The 15,999-nt window shown below is 61.5% G+C and carries 14 protein-coding genes and 10 pseudogenes; 6 read left to right on the forward strand and 18 right to left on the reverse strand.

The annotated features are described in order from the left end of the window. The first annotated feature begins 2 nt into the window (after nucleotides 1-2). Nucleotides 3-271 (forward strand): annotated as a pseudogene (gene minE, locus IPP03_22815) (cell division topological specificity factor MinE). 77 nt (nucleotides 272-348) lie between these two features. Here minE and IPP03_22820 read toward each other — a convergent pair. Together IPP03_22820 and rpe are read right to left on the reverse strand one after the other, a co-directional pair. Then, nucleotides 349-1,010, reverse strand: a pseudogene (locus tag IPP03_22820) (phosphoglycolate phosphatase). After that, a complete protein-coding gene (gene rpe / locus IPP03_22825) occupies nucleotides 1,010-1,711 on the reverse strand; it encodes a ribulose-phosphate 3-epimerase (protein ID MBL0355318.1) in 702 nt (233 codons plus the stop codon). Before rpe ends, IPP03_22820 begins: the two are co-directional and overlap by 1 nt. A gap of 36 nt (nucleotides 1,712-1,747) precedes the next feature. Between rpe and apaG the strand changes: the two genes are divergently transcribed. Both apaG and IPP03_22835 read left to right on the forward strand, forming a co-directional pair. Then, the gene (gene apaG, locus IPP03_22830; protein ID MBL0355319.1) at nucleotides 1,748-2,131 is read left to right on the forward strand and encodes a Co2+/Mg2+ efflux protein ApaG; all 384 of its coding nucleotides are present in this window, start codon (nucleotides 1,748-1,750) and stop codon (nucleotides 2,129-2,131) included. Then, on the forward strand, nucleotides 2,128-2,721 hold the full coding sequence (locus IPP03_22835; protein MBL0355320.1) for a methyltransferase domain-containing protein: 594 nt from the start codon (nucleotides 2,128-2,130) through the stop codon (nucleotides 2,719-2,721). The genes apaG and IPP03_22835 overlap by 4 nt, the downstream gene beginning before the upstream one ends. Here IPP03_22835 and ydiK read toward each other — a convergent pair. The 10 genes and pseudogenes from ydiK to secA all read right to left on the reverse strand — a co-directional run bounded on the left by ydiK (nucleotide 2,707) and on the right by secA (nucleotide 11,959). After that, nucleotides 2,707-3,788, reverse strand: a pseudogene (gene ydiK, locus IPP03_22840) (AI-2E family transporter YdiK). The gene IPP03_22835 and the pseudogene ydiK overlap by 15 nt on opposite strands. A 21-nt stretch (nucleotides 3,789-3,809) precedes the next feature. Then, entirely contained in the window at nucleotides 3,810-4,115 is a 306-nt protein-coding gene (locus IPP03_22845; GenBank protein MBL0355321.1) for a hypothetical protein, read from the reverse strand. 82 nt (nucleotides 4,116-4,197) lie between these two features. Beyond that, a pseudogene (gene phnE, locus IPP03_22850) lies at nucleotides 4,198-4,954 on the reverse strand (phosphonate ABC transporter, permease protein PhnE). Between the two features lie 41 nt (nucleotides 4,955-4,995). After that, nucleotides 4,996-5,839 (reverse strand): annotated as a pseudogene (locus tag IPP03_22855) (ABC transporter permease subunit). Beyond that, the gene (locus tag IPP03_22860) at nucleotides 5,802-5,966 is read right to left on the reverse strand and encodes a hypothetical protein (GenBank protein MBL0355322.1); all 165 of its coding nucleotides are present in this window, start codon (nucleotides 5,964-5,966) and stop codon (nucleotides 5,802-5,804) included. Before IPP03_22860 ends, IPP03_22855 begins: the two are co-directional and overlap by 38 nt. 4 nt (nucleotides 5,967-5,970) lie before the next feature. After that, nucleotides 5,971-6,363 (reverse strand): ATP-binding cassette domain-containing protein, encoded by a 393-nt coding sequence (locus tag IPP03_22865; GenBank protein MBL0355323.1) that lies wholly within the window; start codon nucleotides 6,361-6,363, stop codon nucleotides 5,971-5,973. Between the two features lie 58 nt (nucleotides 6,364-6,421). Next, a pseudogene (locus IPP03_22870) lies at nucleotides 6,422-6,784 on the reverse strand (ATP-binding cassette domain-containing protein). Next, nucleotides 6,712-7,492, reverse strand: a pseudogene (locus IPP03_22875) (putative selenate ABC transporter substrate-binding protein). The pseudogenes IPP03_22870 and IPP03_22875 overlap by 73 nt, the downstream one beginning before the upstream one ends. 415 nt (nucleotides 7,493-7,907) lie before the next feature. Further along, nucleotides 7,908-9,200: pseudogene (argJ, locus tag IPP03_22880) on the reverse strand (bifunctional glutamate N-acetyltransferase/amino-acid acetyltransferase ArgJ). A gap of 56 nt (nucleotides 9,201-9,256) precedes the next feature. Further along, nucleotides 9,257-11,959: pseudogene (secA, locus tag IPP03_22885) on the reverse strand (preprotein translocase subunit SecA). A 169-nt stretch (nucleotides 11,960-12,128) separates the two neighbouring features. Between secA and IPP03_22890 the strand changes: the two are divergent. Then, nucleotides 12,129-12,506 (forward strand): DUF1186 domain-containing protein, encoded by a 378-nt coding sequence (locus IPP03_22890; protein ID MBL0355324.1) that lies wholly within the window; start codon nucleotides 12,129-12,131, stop codon nucleotides 12,504-12,506. 433 nt (nucleotides 12,507-12,939) lie between these two features. Beyond that, a pseudogene (locus IPP03_22895) lies at nucleotides 12,940-13,026 on the forward strand (SEC-C domain-containing protein). A 6-nt stretch (nucleotides 13,027-13,032) separates the two neighbouring features. On the opposite strand, the gene IPP03_22900 reads toward IPP03_22895, so the two are convergent. Next, nucleotides 13,033-13,419, reverse strand: coding sequence for a transcriptional regulator (locus tag IPP03_22900; protein ID MBL0355325.1), 387 nt, complete (start codon nucleotides 13,417-13,419; stop codon nucleotides 13,033-13,035). Between the two features lie 97 nt (nucleotides 13,420-13,516). Between IPP03_22900 and IPP03_22905 the strand changes: the two genes are divergently transcribed. Further along, on the forward strand, nucleotides 13,517-13,771 hold the full coding sequence (locus tag IPP03_22905; protein ID MBL0355326.1) for a hypothetical protein: 255 nt from the start codon (nucleotides 13,517-13,519) through the stop codon (nucleotides 13,769-13,771). Between the two features lie 120 nt (nucleotides 13,772-13,891). Here IPP03_22905 and IPP03_22910 read toward each other — a convergent pair whose 3' ends face one another. From IPP03_22910 to IPP03_22930, 5 genes are all read right to left on the reverse strand, one after another. Beyond that, on the reverse strand, nucleotides 13,892-14,089 hold the full coding sequence (locus IPP03_22910) for a hypothetical protein (protein MBL0355327.1): 198 nt from the start codon (nucleotides 14,087-14,089) through the stop codon (nucleotides 13,892-13,894). A gap of 558 nt (nucleotides 14,090-14,647) precedes the next feature. Continuing rightward, a complete protein-coding gene (locus tag IPP03_22915; GenBank protein ID MBL0355328.1) occupies nucleotides 14,648-14,962 on the reverse strand; it encodes a transposase in 315 nt (104 codons plus the stop codon). A 97-nt stretch (nucleotides 14,963-15,059) separates the two neighbouring features. After that, the gene (locus IPP03_22920; GenBank protein ID MBL0355329.1) at nucleotides 15,060-15,197 is read right to left on the reverse strand and encodes a hypothetical protein; all 138 of its coding nucleotides are present in this window, start codon (nucleotides 15,195-15,197) and stop codon (nucleotides 15,060-15,062) included. A gap of 9 nt (nucleotides 15,198-15,206) precedes the next feature. Then, nucleotides 15,207-15,566 carry a transposase gene (locus IPP03_22925; GenBank protein MBL0355330.1) on the reverse strand — a complete coding sequence of 120 codons (360 nt, stop codon included), beginning with the start codon at nucleotides 15,564-15,566 and terminating at the stop codon, nucleotides 15,207-15,209. A 202-nt stretch (nucleotides 15,567-15,768) separates the two neighbouring features. Further along, nucleotides 15,769-15,999, reverse strand: a 231-nt coding sequence (locus IPP03_22930) for a hypothetical protein (GenBank protein ID MBL0355331.1), incomplete at its 5' end; no start/stop codon positions are given.

Raw genomic sequence — 15,999 nt, forward strand, 5'->3', positions numbered from 1 at the left:
GGATGTCCCTCTTCTCCCTCATCTTCGGCAACAAGCCCAAGACGGCGGCCATCGCCAAGGAGCGACTGCAACTGATCATTGCCCACGAACGCAGTGGCGGCGCCAGTATACACCTGATTTTCTGCCCGACTTGCAGAAGGAGTTGATCACCGTCATCTCCAAGTATGTGTCGGTCAACCCGGATGACATCAAGGTATCGTTGGAGAGGCAGGGGAACTTCGAGGTGCTCGAGGTAAATATCGTCATGCCCGAGAAGGCCGGCAAGAGCTGACCGGGAGGTCTTCCCGCGGATCACACATCGTTCCAGCGATTGCAAGCCCTGACGGCGTACCGATGGGTACGTTAGCTTCAGGCTGCCCTTGCCACCACGAACGCAGCAAGAAGATCGGCGACCAGCACATCGCAACCAGCACTGTCCACTGGCTCGCCCTCGTTGTAGCCGTAAGGCACGACATAGGCGACACATCCGGCGGCATGGGCGGCCTGGATGTCGTTCTTCGAATCGCCGATATGCAGGTTATGGCCCGGCAGCACGCCAAAGATGCGGCAGGCGTGCAGAATGGGTTCGGGATGCGGCTTCTTGTGTGCCGTGCTGTCACCAGACACGATCACGTCAAAGTAGTCGGTCATGCCCATGAGGTCGAGCAAGGCTTCGGTGAACATGCCCGGCTTGTTGGTAACGACGCCCATTTTGACGCCGCTGGCTTTCCACGCTTGGAGGCCTTCAAGAACGCCGGGGTAAATCAGGGTGAATTTGCCGTTGACCGCAGCATAGTGGCGCTTGAAGGATTCGATGGCGGCGTGCAGCTTTTCCGCGCTGGGCGGCTGCTCGTGGGTCAGGCAGCGCTCGACGAGGACGGCCATGCCCTTGCCGACGAAGCGTGGACTTCGGCCTGAGAGCGCGGCGGCGCGCCGATTTCTTCGAGCATCAGGCGGCAGCCTTCGGCAAGGTCGGCGACAGTGTCGAGTAGCGTGCCGTCGAGATCGAAGGTGACGGATTGGAAGTGCATCAGACTTTTGCCAGTTCGCTGCGCAGGGCGCCGATGACGGTGTTGTAACGTTGCGGATCACTGTCCTTGCTGGCGCCAAAGACGGCCGAGCCGGCGACGAAGGCATCGACGCCAGCGCGGGCGATATCGGCAATGTTGCCAGTATTTACGCCGCCATCTATTTCGAGCCGGATGCGCTGCCCGGTTTGCTGTTCGTAGGCATTCAGCTTGGCGCGTGCCTGCATCGCCTTGGCCAGCGTGCCGGGAATGAATTTCTGGCCGTCGAAGCCGGGATTAACGCTCATCAGCAGGATGATGTCGAGCTTGTCCATGACGTAGTCCATGAAATCGAGCGGCGTCGCCGGATTGAAGACGAGACCGGCCTGGCAACCGGCATCGCTGATCAGCGACAGGCTGCGGTCGACGTGTCCGGAGGCCTCCGGGTGGAAGGTGATGATATTCGCTCCGGCCTTGGCAAAATCGGGGATGATGCGGTCGACTGGCTTGACCATCAGATGGACGTCGATGGGCGCCGTGGTGCACGGCCGGATCGCTTCGCAAACCAGCGGGCCGATGGTCAAATTAGGAACATAATAGTTGTCCATCACGTCAAAGTGTATCCAGTCGGCTCCCGAAGCGATGACGTCGGCCACCTCTTCTCCCAACTTGGCGAAATTGGCTGAAAGAATGCTCGGTGCGATGATGAAATCCTGGACTGACATGACGCTTCCCTAAACGAAAACAGATGAAATTATCCCATGACCAACGCTGACAGATACCGAATAGAAGTCAAGCCGGTGTCGCACTTCATGCTCGACCAGTCGAGTCCGGACGATGATCGCTACGTCTTCGTCTACACGATCACCATCACCAACATCGGTCAACTGCCCGCGCAGTTAATCTCGCGCCACTGGATCATCACCGACGCCAACAACGAGGTCCAGGAAATCCGCGGCCTCGGCGTCGTCGGCCAGCAGCCGCTGCTGAAGCCGGGCGAAGCCTTCGAGTACAACAGCGGTTGCGTTCTGGCCACACCCATCGGCACGATGAAGGGTACTTACCAGATGGTCGGCGAGGACGGAGCACGTTTCGATGTCGCGATTCCCGAGTTCGTACTGGCGATTCCGCGGGTTCTGCATTGAGCCTGAAGCACAGTTATACGCTGGTCGCGCCTTTCTACGATGCTGCGGTTTCGCGCGCCACTTTGGCTGCGCGCAAACGTAGCCTGTCGGTTCTGCCGGTGGCGCCGAGCAGGGTTCTGCTGGCCGGAGTCGGCACCGGCCTCGACTTGCCGCACCTGCCCGCCCAGCATCACTATGTCGGCGTCGACCTAACCCACGCCATGCTGCGCCGCGCTGTACCTCGTTCCGGTCAAGTCAATTTCACGCCGGTCCAGGGAGACGCACAGAACCTGCCGTTTGCCTCGGGCATTTTCGATGTCGCGGTATTGCACCTGATCCTGGCGGTGGTTCCCGACCCCGCAAGGTGCCTCGGCGAGATCGCCCGAGTGCTGCGTCCGGGTGGCCAAGCGCTGGTCTTCGACAAATTTCTGCGTCACGGCCAGCCGGCAGTGTTGCGGCGTCTCGCGAATCCGCTCCTTAGTCGCATCGCCACGAGACTGGATGTCGTGTTCGAATCCGTTCTCGCAGCGGCACCCGGCCTCAGGGTGGAACATGACCAGCCGGCGCTGGCTGGCGGCTGGTTCCGGATGATCCGGCTACGCCGTGTCTGAGGCGTCGATGGCGTCCTTGCCCAAGGCATCCGCGATCCACGCCAGCATCAGCGTGTAGGTGACGGCCAACACCACCGGCCCGACGAAGATGCCGACCAGTCCGAAGCCGAGCATGCCGCCGATGACGCCGGCGAAGATTAGCAGCAGGGGCAGATCAGCGCCCTTCCTGATCAGGATGGGGCGCAGGAAGTTGTCCAAGGTACCGACAAAGACGCTCCAAATCAGCAGGAAGGTCGCCCAGCCGTTATCGCCCATCCAGTACATCCAGGCGACCGCCGGAAAAAGAACCAGCGAAGGGCCCAACTGGGCGATGCAGAACATCAGCATGACCGCTGAAAGCAGGGAGGCAAAAGGAACACCAGCCACCGCCAAGCCAATACCGCCGAGCACGGTCTGGACGATGGCCGTGACGCCGACGCCCAGCGCGACACCGCGAATGGCCTGGCTGGCGAGGATGACCGAGTTTTCCCCGCGCTCTCCCGCAAGGCGTCTGCCAAAGCGCAGCACCAGGCGGGCTCCCGCTTCGCCGTTGGCATACATGATCGCCGACAGAACGACGACCAGCATGAACTGGATCAGCACGCCACCAACACTCCCGGCTTGCCCGAACAGCCATTTGGCGGCATCGGTCAGGTAGGGAGCGAGCCGGGCCAACAGACCCACCGAGCCACCATCGGCCAGCTGCGCCCAGCTTGCCGCTGCCTTTCTCCAATCAGCGGCAGCGTGTTCACCCATTCCGGAGGCTGGGGCAATCCCGACGCCGCCACTGACTTTGCCGCGTCTGTCACCCGATCAGCATGCTCGGCAATGGTGTCGATCGCCAACCCAAGCGGAACGACCAGCAGGAGCAGCATGCCAAGTGTCATCGTCAGAACCGCCGGACCACGTCGACCTCCGAATCGCGCTTCGAGGGCCTTCAGCAGCGGCCAACTCGCGACCACCAGCATGGCCGCCCAGACCGCAGCCCCCAGGAACGGGCGCAAGATCCACAGCGAGCCGGCGATCAGCAACAGGATGCAGATGATGGCAAGCGTTGTGCGGGTCAAATCCTGACGGACAGCAGACATTTCTAGCTCCGGTAATCGACGTTACGGCCTTGTAGGCCGTGCCAATCCTAGGTTGTTGTTAGGTGACCCGAGAACCGTACCCTCTTTTATTTCCACTTTTTCATTCTGCCCTGTTCCGTGGTGGTCTGGGTGATAACGAATAATGCCATTCAACAAGGTATTTTGCGAAGCAGATTCAGCCGTCCCTGTGCGCCGATCGTCAGGTGATAAGTCAGGCATTGGCAGTTCTACCTGTGCCCGTGCGAGAAAATTGGCGAGTGCTTCGGCTTTCCGCTGGCACTGGCTCACTTCGGCGGCAATGGTCATTTGATCGGTTTCTTCAATCAAGCCCGGACAGCTTCTCTTCGTGATCAGCCAGCATAGGGAAGCGGTCGCCGTCCCGCCAGAAACGACTTTTCCCCGCGCTTACTCAGGCATTTTGCCTGCTACGGACCCACTGGCTCAGCGCATCCACCGCCAGCACCAGCACCAGCATTGCAGCGAGCACGGTGGCTGCTTCGGCCTGCTGGAAAATCGAGAGGTGGTAATACAGCATCTGCCCGAGGCCGCCGGCGCCTACGAAGCCGAGCACCGCCGCCATGCGGATGTTCATCTCGAGCCGGTAGAGGCTGTAGGCGATGAACTGCGGCCAGAGCAGCGGCAGGCTGCCGTAGATGAAGGCCAGGGGCGCGCCGCTGCCGGCCTCGTGCAGGGCGGCTTCGGGGGGCGGGCGGCGCGTTTTCGATGGCCTCGGCAAACAGGCGGCCGAGCACGCCGGTTGTGTGCAGTGCCAGCGCGAGCGTTCCGGCAAAGGGGCCGAGGCCGGCGGCGAGCACCATCAGCGTGGCCCAGACCAGTTCCGGCACGCTGCGCAGCACATTCAGGCACAGCCGCGCCGTCAGCTGCAACGCGCGGCTGAAGCGCCCGGCGGCCGGCAGCGCCAGCGCGAATCCGCCCAGCACAGCGAGCAGGGTGCCGATGGCGGCGACGGCGAAGGTTTGCAGCGCCCCGAGGGCGGTCTTTTGGAGGAAGACCGGCTCGCTGGCGGGCGGGAAGAATTCGCCGACAAAGCTGACGATGCCGCGCAGCGCCTCCATCGATACCAAGGCGCCGTAGTCGATCTGCAGATAGACGAAACTGCCGACGACTGCGGCCAGCAGCAACAGCGTGGTCAGCAGGCAGTTCAGGCAGAAATCGCCGGCACCGCGCGGGGTGCAGGTTGGCGCATTCATGCCAGTGCCCGCCGCAGAGTGGCGCTGATCGCGTCGGCAATCAGCACCAGCAGCAGGAAGACAAGCAGGATGGTGCTCGCTTCGCCGCCGTTGAGCATCTTCATCGACTGGTCCATCAGCTGGCCGAGGCCGCCGGCACCGACGAAGCCCATGATGACGGAGGCGCGCACCGCGCATTCCCAGCGATACACGGTATAGGAAGTCAGTTCCTGCTCAGCATTCGGGATCAGTCCGTAACACAGCGCCGCTAGCCGGCCGCTGCCACCCTCGAGCAGAGCGCGGGCAGGACGGGTGTCAGTCGATTCGAGGATTTCGGTATAGACCTTGCCCAGCATGCCACCATAGGTCACCGCCAGCGCCAGCACTCCGGCGGCAGGCCCCAGCCCGAGCACGCGGACGAACATCAACGCCCAGACGATCTCCGGGATCGCCCGCAAGCCGGCCAGAACAGCGCGACTGGCGCCGCGCGCCGCGGCCGCGCCAGCGACTCGACCGGGACCGATTGCCGAGACCGACAGCGCGCGGGTGGCGACAAAGGCCAGCGGGATCGCCGGTAGCGCCGCCAGCGCGATGCCGGCAGTAGCGATGGCGAGCGTTTCCAGAGTCGCTGTCAGCACTAGGCCGAGGAAATCCGGCGTGCGCCGGCGGGAAAAATCCGCCGAGAAACCCGCCGATGACCTTGAGGTTGCCGGCCTCGAACAGCACGCCGGCCCTGAATTCGGCCAGCAGCAACAACGGCCACAACACCACTACCGACGCCAGCGCGACACCGAGCCGGTTCAGCGCGGCCGGGTCGCGCATCTCAAAAGCCGGTGCTGGCGGGACGACGATTGGGTTCATCCGCAGCCCGGCAGTCGCCCAGTCGCACCACGTTGGAGGCTTTGGCGGTGGGGTTGTCGACGGTATCAAAGGCATTGAAAGTATCGAGCGCGCCGAGCAGCGCCGGATCGTTGGTTTGTGTCGGCACCACGCTACCTTCTGCCGGCATAGAGATCGCGCAGCAGCGCTGTGGTGACCTCGCTGGCCGGGAGATCGAAGACGGCTTCGCTGTTGCGTAGGCCGATCACGCGCGGGAACCATTTCAGCGCCAGATCGACCGCATGCAGGGAAGCGATCAGCGTCGCGCCACGCTTGCCCGTTTCCGCCACCAGTTGCGCCAGCGCCGCGTCGGCCAGCATCGGGTCGAGCGCCGAAACCGGCTCGTCGGCGAGAATCAACTGCGGTTGCTGGTAGAGTACGCGGGCAATCCCGACGCGTTGCAATTGCCCGCCGGACAGGCGGTCGCAGCGGTCGAACAGGCGGTCGGCCAGGTCCAGCCGCGCCAGCGCCAACTGCGCGCCAGCGATGTCGGCGGGATAGAGCATCGAGAGCAGGGCCCTTCCACGCCGGCCATTGCCCGAGCCGGCCGGCGAGGATGGCTGTGATCACGCGCTGGCGCGGCGGCAGCGGCGGCGCTTGATGCACGGTGCCGATGTGCGCCCGCAGCCGGCGCAATCCGGCGGGCCCAAGCTGCCAGGGGTTCTGCCCCAGTACCTCGAGGCGGCCGTCAGTCGGGCGCAGGGCGGTGCCAAACAGGCGCAGCAGGCTGGTCTTGCCGGCGCCGGACGGGCCGATCACCGCCACGCACTCGCCTGCCTCCAGCCGCAAGTCGAGCGCGTGCAGTGCGCGCAAGCCGTTGGCGTGCGCCAGGCCGAGGCGCACCCCATGAACACTCACTTGATCAGCCCGGCGCTTTTGGCGGCCTGTTCGATGCCATCGTAGTTGGCGGTCTGGGTGGGAATGAATTTCGAGGCGCGCTGCAAGTCCATCAGTTCCTTGTGCGCCGGATTGGCCGGATCGAGCTTGAGGAAGGCCTCGGTGAGTTTTTTCGTCAGCGCGGCATCGAGTCCGGGGCGCACAGTCCAGTTGTAGTCGAAATACGGCGGCGTGATGGCAATCACGCGGACGCGCTTTGGCATTGGCATCGCCTTTTCAACCAGCTTGTCCATAACCGAGGCATTGAGATAACCGGCATCGGCCTTGCCGGATGCGACAAATGCCACGGTGGCGTCATGCGCTCCTGAGAAGGCGACGTTTTTGAAATCCTGGTCCGGCTTGGATGCCCGCTTGTATTAGGAAGTAGCGCGGCATCAGGTGGCCCGATGTAGAGGAGGGCGAACCGAAGGCGAAATTTTTGCCCTTCAGGTCGGTAAGCGCTTGGGCCGGGCTGTCGACGGGAACGATGAACTTGTTGGAGAACTTTTTGTCTTCGACACGCTGCACGATCGGCTTTGCTTCGCCGTTGGTGCGGATCTTGGCCTGCACGAAGGTGAACCCGCCGAGCCAGGCCATGTCGATCTTCTTCGCGGCGAGGCCCTCGACCACCGCCGCATAGTCGCTCACCGGCGTGAATTGCACCGTGAGCCCGGTTTCCTTTTCCAGGTACTCGCCGAGGGGCTTGAACTTGCGCTGCAGTTCAGTCGGCGACTCGTCAGGAATCGCCGAGATTCGCAAGGTGCCGGCGAAGCAGGTGGCGGCACTCCAGCATCACAGCGAGCGAGAGTGCGCTCCTGGCAATTAGACGCGGCATAGGGATCATTGTTTCTCCTGTTGAGGTTCATGATGGGGAATTCCCGCGCGCAGCTTATCAGGATACTGAAGTCGCCAGTGCTACGACGGCCAGCGCGCTGTCCCTTTCCTGAATGCGGGCAAGGTCAATCCGGCCGCCATGCCGGATACCATGCCTCGACGTGGCCTGGTGGGTAGTTTATCGAGCCGGCACGATAATAATTCGAAGTATTTAAATCAGACCTCATCCATCGTGCATTGAAAAGGTGACGCAAGATATTCGACACTGGAGCAACTACACGAGCGACGCCAGCAGGTCGTTTGGTTACATCGCAAGGGCTACCCGCTTTTTTATCGGAAATCAATGGAATACAACGGAACGATACAGACTAGAAAGCCTGCATTTACGCAGGCCTTGTGGAATATTTCGGCATTCACCGGAACTCCGGTAATCGGCGTTGATTCTGACGTAATCGTAAGAAAAATCGCAGGTGTAAACCTTGGCAGCGGCGTGTCCGCGACCGAGATCGACGCGGATCGGATTTCCCGCCTGTTCCATGACCTGTGCACCATCCGCTCCTGGTAAGCCCGGCCCGCCCGCCGTTCTCGGCGACCAATACGTCGTCAAGCCAGACCCTGACGCCATCGACATCGAGATCTTGGATTCCGGCATAGCCGATGGCGGCGAGAATCCGCCCGAGGTTCGGGTCAGAAGCGAAGAAGGCCGTCTTGACTAGCGGCGAGTGGCCGATCGCGTAGCCGACCTGGCGGCATTCTCCGCTGTCCTTGCCGCCGTCGATGGCAACCGTGATGAACTTGGTGGCGCCCTCGCCATCGCGGACTATGGCCTGCGCCAGTTCGAGCGCCACCGCGATGATCGCCGCCCTGACCTCGGCCCAGCTGGCATCGGACCTCCGCAAACACGGCCCCCGACCGGCCGCTGGCGATCATGATGAAGGAATCGTTGGTCGACGTGTCGCCACCGACGGTGATGCGGTTGAACGATTGGTCAGCGGCCCCCTTGACCAGCCCGTCGAGCATGGCCTGCGCGATGCCGGCATCGGTGGCAACGAATCCGCTACGGTCGCCATGTTCGGACGGATCATGCCGGCACCCTTGACATGCCGGAAATGGTGACTTTTTGCTGGTTGACCGCAACCGTCCGTGAAGCAACCTGGCGACGGTAGTCGGTTGTTGTCATGATGGTGCGCGGCGGCATGCCAGTTGTCGGCCTCGAGGTCGGCCAGCGCTGCCGGCAAGCCTGCCCTGATGCGAAGTCGACCGGAGGTTTTCGAGAATCACGCCTGTCGAGAACGGCAGCACCTGATCAGCGGCAACGCCGGAGCAGTTCGCCGACCGTCTCCCGCACGTCGGCCTGCGCCGCCTGATGGCCTGATTCCGCCGGTACCGGCATTGGCGATGCCGGTATTGATGACCAGCGCGCGGATTTCCTGCCACCCGCCAGATGATCGCGGGCACGCCTGACCGGTGCCGCCCAGAAACGGTTCTGGTGAATACCCCGGCGACCGTGCATCCTGCATCCAGCGCAACCAGTGTCAGATCACGCCGGTCTTTCAGGAATCCCGGCCTCGGCGACACCGAGGCGGACACCGGCCACCGGAAGTATCTGGATCGGCGTCAGGGGTGGCGTAATTCACTGGCATTCCATTTGACTCAAAACATCAAGGCACCTCACGGGTGCCCTGACGGTCAGGACAGTTTTCCGTGGCAGTGCTTGTATTTCTTTCCGCTGCCGCATGGACACGGGTCGTTGCGCCTGACCTGGGCCGGCCTGAACCGGTCGCTGCGGCGGTGCCGCGTCGGCGCTCCCGCCCGGCCTCGTCGTAACTGGCATGCTGATACTGCACGCCAGGCACGTCGGCGTGCGGGAACCGTTTCCTCAACATCTTCCTGCGAACGGATCTGCACCAGAACACGACGCGGGTAACCTCCTTGCGCACCCGGTCGAGCAACGCCTGAACAGTTCGAATGCCTCGCGCTTATACTCCTGCTTGGGATTCTTCTGGGCATAGCCGCGCAGGTGAATGCCCTGGCGCAGGTGATCGAGCGCCGCCAGATGTTCGCGCCAATGCGCATCCAGGCTCTGCAGCATCACATTGCGTTCAAACCGGTGGAAATCTGCCCCCGACCATGTCGACCTTAGCCTGGTAGGTACTATCAGCGCCCTCGGTGATACGGGCCAGAATTCTTGTCGGACAACGTCGGCTCGTTCAGAACCACTCCGGCCACCGGAGCGGCCATCTGCAGGTCGGAGGCGAGTACCCGCTCCAGTCCGGTCAGCGTCCCACCGTTCCTCCACCGAGTCGGCCGGAACATGGGCGCGAAAATCTTGGTAAGGACGGCATGGCGCATCGCCGTTATGGTTTCGGAAATATCGTCGGTTTCCAGCAGTTCGTTGCGCTGCTGGTAGATCACCTGCGCTGATCATTGGAGACGTCGTCGTATTCCAGCACCTGCTTGCGGATATCAAAATTGCGCGCTTCAACCTTGCGCTGTGCGGATTCCAGCGAACGCGTGACGAGCGGATGCTCAATCGCTTCGCCCCCGGGCATTTTCAGCTTGTCCATGATGGCGCGCAGGCGTTCGCCGGCAAAGATGCGCAACAACGAATCGTCCAGCGACAGGTAGAAACGCGAGGAACCGGCGTCGCCCTGACGTCCGGAGCGCCCGCGCAACTGGTTGTCGATCCGGCGCGATTCGTGGCGTTCGGAACCGATGATATGCAGACCGCCGGCATCCAGCACCTGGTTGTGCGGCTTCTGCCACCTTCGCGCATGCGGGCCATCGTCGCTTCGCGCTCGGCTGCCGGCAGCGATTCGTCATGCTTTTGACGACCGACACGGCCTTCTCGATGCTGCCACCGAGGACGATGTCGGTACCGCGACCGGCCATGTTGGTGGCAATCGCGATCTGCCCCGGTCGACCGGCCTCGATGACGATTTCGGCTTCGCGGGCGTGCTGTTTGGCGCTTGAGCACCGAATGCGGCAAGCTTTCGCTGTCGAGTAGGCTGGAGAGCAGTTCGGAGTTTTCGATCGAGGTCGCCAACCAGCACCGGCTGGCCCTGCGCCGAACAACTTTTGATATCGACGATGATCGCCGCATATTTTTCCTGGGCCGTCTTGTACACCAGGTCATTATATCCTTGCGCACCATCGGCCGGTGCGTCGGGGATGACCACGGTTTCGAGGCCGTAGATCTGCTGGAATTCGTAGGCCTTCGGTATCGGCGGTGCCCGCCATGCCTGACAACCTGCCGTACATGCGGAAGTAATTCTGAAGGTTATCGACGCCAGCGTCTGGTTCTCGCCCGATCTGCACGCCTTCCTTTGGCCTCGACCGGCCTGGTGCAGACCGTCGGATCAGGCGCCGGCCGGCCATCAAACGGCCGGTAAATCTGTCAACGATGACCACTTCGCCGTTCTGCACGACATATTGCTGATCCTTCTGAACAGGGTCAGCGCACGCAGGGCGGCATTCAGGTGATGCATCAGCAGGATGTTCGCCGCGTCGTACAGGCTGCGGCCTTCCTGCAACATGCCGTGCTCGAGCAGAAGCTGCTCGGCGCGCTCGTAACCACTTTCCGCGAGATGAACCTGATGGCCCTTTCTCCGTCCACCCAGTAATCACCTCGCCGTTTTCCTCGGCAGCGCGAGTCAATTTGGGCACCACATCCTTCATGCGCAAATACAGGTCGGTATGGTCCTCGGCCTGGCCGGAAATGATTCAGTGGCGTCCGCGCCCTCGTCGATCAGGATCGAATCCACCTCGTCGACAATGGCGAAATTCAGCCCGCGCTGCACGCGCGCTGATCGGCCGTATAAACCATGTTGTCGCGCAGGTAGTCGAAGCCGAACTCGTTGTTGGTGCCGTAGGTGATATCGGTCGTAGTCGCCTGCTTGGCCTCGTGATCCATCTGCGAGAGATTGATGCCGACACTCAGGCCGAGGAAGCGGTGGAGACGGCCCATCCACTCTGAATCGCGGCTGGCCAGGTAGTCGTTGACCGTGATGACATGAACGCCCTTGCCGGAAATGGCATTGAGGTAGGCGGGCAACGCGGCGACCAGCGTCTTGCCCTCGCTGGTACGCATTTCGGCGATCTTGCCGTAATGCAGGACCATGCCGCCTACCAACCGCATGTCGAAATGACGCATTCCAAGTTCGCGCCTGCCGGCCTCACGGATAACGGCGAACGCCTCTGGCATCAGGTCATCGAGCGATTCGCCGTTGGCGTGGCGCTGGCGGAACTCGTCCGTCTTGGCACGCAATTGCTCGTCGCTCAGCGCTTCGATGACTGCCCGAAAGCATTGATGCGCTTGACGGTTCGAGCGTATTGCTTAATCAGCCGGTCGTTGCGGCTGCCGAAAACTTTTCTGAGTAGGCCAGAGATCATCGCGATGGAGTGTGGTTGCGCACTGCAGCAAAGCAGCGAAGCAGCGATTCTAGCATGTACGCCTCGCCCATCGCATAAAGCCGAAATCCAATAGAATTGCCGTATCGCTTGGCGGTTTGATCGCAAACATGGCCAACCACACCGACGCCCCACGCCGAAAGGACAGACATTGAACTGGGAAGACATACTGAATTCATTCCGCGACCCGCGCCGCGGCTACCCGGTTCTGGCCGCGCGAGCGGTGCTGAACGATGGCGAACATTATGAGCGCCTGATAGCCGAACTGGAGCGGATATCCGGCGACCCGGACGAAATGGCCGAGTCGATGTTTCATCTGCACGCCATGTATCTGCTGGCCCAGAGAAGGAGACCCGAGCCTTGCGGCTGCCGTTGCGCATTGCCGCGCTCCCGAGTCCGCCCTGACGAAGCCCTTGGCGATCACCTGACCGAATCCTTTCACCGCTGCGTTGCTGCAGTCTGTGACGATGAAAGCCTGATACGTGACTTCATCGAAAATCGCCACATTACGGAATGGGCGCGCCAATGATGGTTAGCGCCCCGTCAGCCGCGTAATTGCCGGCGATTCCCCGGCCGAGCAACTACTCGAACGGTTGTGCGCGGGCGACCAGACAATGCTCTGGATCAGCGAACAACCCGCGACGGTGAATACGCGGAGCGACGAATTGCTCGTGGATGCCTTGGCCGGCGCGCTGGCGAACATCGGAAACACCGGGGAAAACCTGCCGACGATTCAGAGATGGTGGGAATGCTGGCGTCCGATCCGCAAGTTGCCAGCATCGCCGGTATGGCAGCGAACTGGAGCGCCCAGTTGGCCGAACGCCTCGACAGTTCCTTCCTCCAGCAGCCTTACGTGCCTGATGCGATTGGCGACATGCAATCGTGGCATTGCTTCTCGGATCGCTTCCATGACTTGCCAGCCAGACCCCCCAGTCGGCGAGGCCGCACCAAGCAATAGCGGTTTTAACCGAGCAACGCCCAAGGTTGGCTGTAACGAACCATGCCCTTGCGGCTCGGGCAAGAAATACAAGAAATGTTGCGGCGCTTGATCTGCTTCAGCTACCGACCTTGGCCAGCGCGAGGATCACCTCGCGCGCCACCTTCTTCTGCGGCGCCGGCGGTTGACGAAGGCCTCCAGTACCTCGCGCTCGGGTCCGGTGACGGCTTCTTCCCAGCGCTTTTTCTTCCTGAACCGAGCGGATCGCTTCGCCGCCGAAGCGCAGAATTTGCGGCTCGATCTTGAGCCAGTCGGCGAGGATCTGAAGCTTGTCTTGCTGCGGTACGGCCTTGCCGAGCAACCACTTGCCTCGCGGCCTGAAGGAAATCGAACGTCCCCAGTACCGCTGATTGAACTCGCGCTCGATCACTGAAGGCCGTGGCTCATAGCCAGCAGCGAGCATGGTTTGCTTCAAGCGTTCGGCAAATTCGGCTTCTTCATCCATGCGCGGAAGTTAAATCTTCCGTTCAGTACCGAATTGAATCTTATTTCAATCTAAAATTGAATTACATTATTCAATTTTAGATTGAACAGAAAATTCAATGGCGAAGTCATTGCTCGAACAACTCCCGGACATCGTCACCAAAGGCCGGCAACAAGCCGAAAAATCCTCGAAAGTCTGGTGCCGTCACCGCGTCGGTCTGCAAACCCGGGAATGGGTATTGCCAGCCGGGGCGATAGCGCCGCGACCGACTGATTGCCACCAACGAACGGCGGAACGGCTGACCAGCGTGCAGCCCGGCCTATTCGGCGAAGTGCAACCCAGCTGGAAGACGCCACCAGGACCAATCGCCTGATCTACGGCGACAACTTGCTGGCACGGCGGCGCTACCGGCCGGCGACGAAACACCCTCCAGCTCTGCGCGGCAAGGTCGACCTTTATTTACGCCGACCCGCCGTTCGATTCCAAGCGCCGACTAGCGCACCAAAGTCAGCTTGCCCTTGTTGAACTGGAACAGAAACCCAACGTCATCGAACAGTTTGCCTATTCCGACACCTGGGCTGATGGCACGGCCTCCATCTGCGATGATCACCCCCGGCTGATTCTGATGCGCGAGTTGCTGGACGATACCGGGTCGATCTACATTGCAACCCTCGACTGGCATGTCGGGCATTACGTGAAGATCGTTAAGTGGATGAAGTTCTGGGAAAGAAAACCTTGTGAACAAAATCGCTTGGAAAAGATCACATGCCCACAGAGATAGCGGTCGTAGATGTTGTGCACTATGGCCGAGTGACTGAGAGTGCTTATTTCTACGGAAAATCTCAGACAAGGGTTTGGCTGCCGCCTTACGAGCCGAGGCATCGAAAAGAAATCATCGCTCGCGATTTCAGTATGTTGATGCTGAAAGTGGCGAAAATACCGCCTTATGCCGGTAGATGACCCGGAGGGGCTGCCAAAGGAAAAGTCAAGTCCAAAATCTGCTGTAAATACTCTTCGATCCGATGAATGACGAATGGTTTTCAGCCAGCGAGGGCAACAACGTTGTTGCCCTCGCTAGCTGCGGCGCGGGAAGCCGCCCACCCTTGAATTCATCCATGTCGAGGGTACTTCCTGTTCCTGCCAAGCCTCGTTCTGTTCGCTGGTTAGCAGAGCGCCGATCAGGCGCAAGGCTGACTCGTCGTTGGGGAAGATGCGTGGATCACGCGCTCCCGCCGGCGAATTTCCCTGCTTACCGCTCCTGCATGTTCGTTGTGCGTAGCCGCTTGCGATACTTCTCGGGCAAGACCATTACCGCCATGGCATCCTCGGAACTTCGCTTCGAGGCAGGCCACCGCTTTGGGGGCGCTCTTGGCGAAGCGCTCGGCGAATTCTGCCAGGCGGCGTCATCCTCGACTAAATCGGGCGCCTGCAGCACGAGCTTGACGGGCGCTTCGCCACCTCGGCGCGGGTGGCGGGTGTTGCATTGGCCCAGAATGTTGCGCATCAGATGCACCTGACAGTGCTGCTGCCAGCTGGCCCTGAAAGTGCCGCGCTGCTGCTTCACGCAGGCCGCCGTGGTCGTCCGAGATGATGAACTGCGTGCCCTTTGAGGCCGCGCCCTCTGAGCCAGCGGAAGCGGTCTCGTCCCAGGTGGCGAAGCTCTAGGCGTCGCCGGATCCGCACGCCCGTGAATGTCCGGAAGCCATCGGCGCGGATGCCGTGCCTGAGACGGTCAGCACGGCACGCGAAACCACACGATCTTCTTGCCGACTCTTGATGAACAGGGCATCGACCAGCACGAAGGGATATCAGCGTCCAGCCGCCGTTCGCTGAACGCGCTGACCCGCGGTTCCAGTCCGGCGCACAGTGCGCTCACCGTTTAAGGGAGAAGCTAAGGTTGCATGCTCTTCGGTGATCGCCGAGACCTTGCGCGTCGAGACACCGTGCACGACCAGTCCCATGAGCGCCAGAACGAAGGCCCGCTCGCTCCGCTGGTAGCGCTTGAAGATGCCCGCCGAAAAACCGCCCTCCCGCGTCTGCGGCACCAGCAGCGTCACCGGCCCAACCTGCGTGTAGGGTGCGGGGCCGGTAGCCGTTGCGATAGCCGGCCCGTTTCGTCCGTGAAGCGCTCGTGTGCCATGTCGCTGCCCCCAGCGTTTCCGGGCCACCTGCGCCTCCAGTATTCTGATTGAGCACCGCTTCACCCAGTTTCGCCAGCCCGTCCTGCCTGTTTAAAAGCCCTGGCAGCAAGTCCGTTCCTACGCTGACCTCATACCCAGTCATCGCATCTCTCCTTCGGTTACGGATCGTATCGCAACGTCAGTTTACCGAATCGACGCGGTGGCTACCTGCCACCCGATTTACAGCAGTTTAGGGACTCAATCGCCAGCTCTCGATCGCCTGGCGCAAGAGGCGCTCCGCCTCTGCGCTGTCAGGCGCATTGAAGATGGCCCGAATCTGCTGCGCCACGGGTTTGCGCTGATCGAGGCGCGTGACGTACGACTGCGCGTTCCTGTTGCAGGTGGAACTGGCAACGCCGCCAAGGCACGCTGGGCAGGGTCGCGCAGCAGCCGCATTGAGTCCGGCATGCATCGGCGATGA

Origin of the sequence: Candidatus Dechloromonas phosphoritropha (assembly GCA_016722705.1) — a bacterium.
GTDB classification, from domain to species: Bacteria; Pseudomonadota; Gammaproteobacteria; order Burkholderiales; family Rhodocyclaceae; genus Azonexus; species Azonexus phosphoritrophus.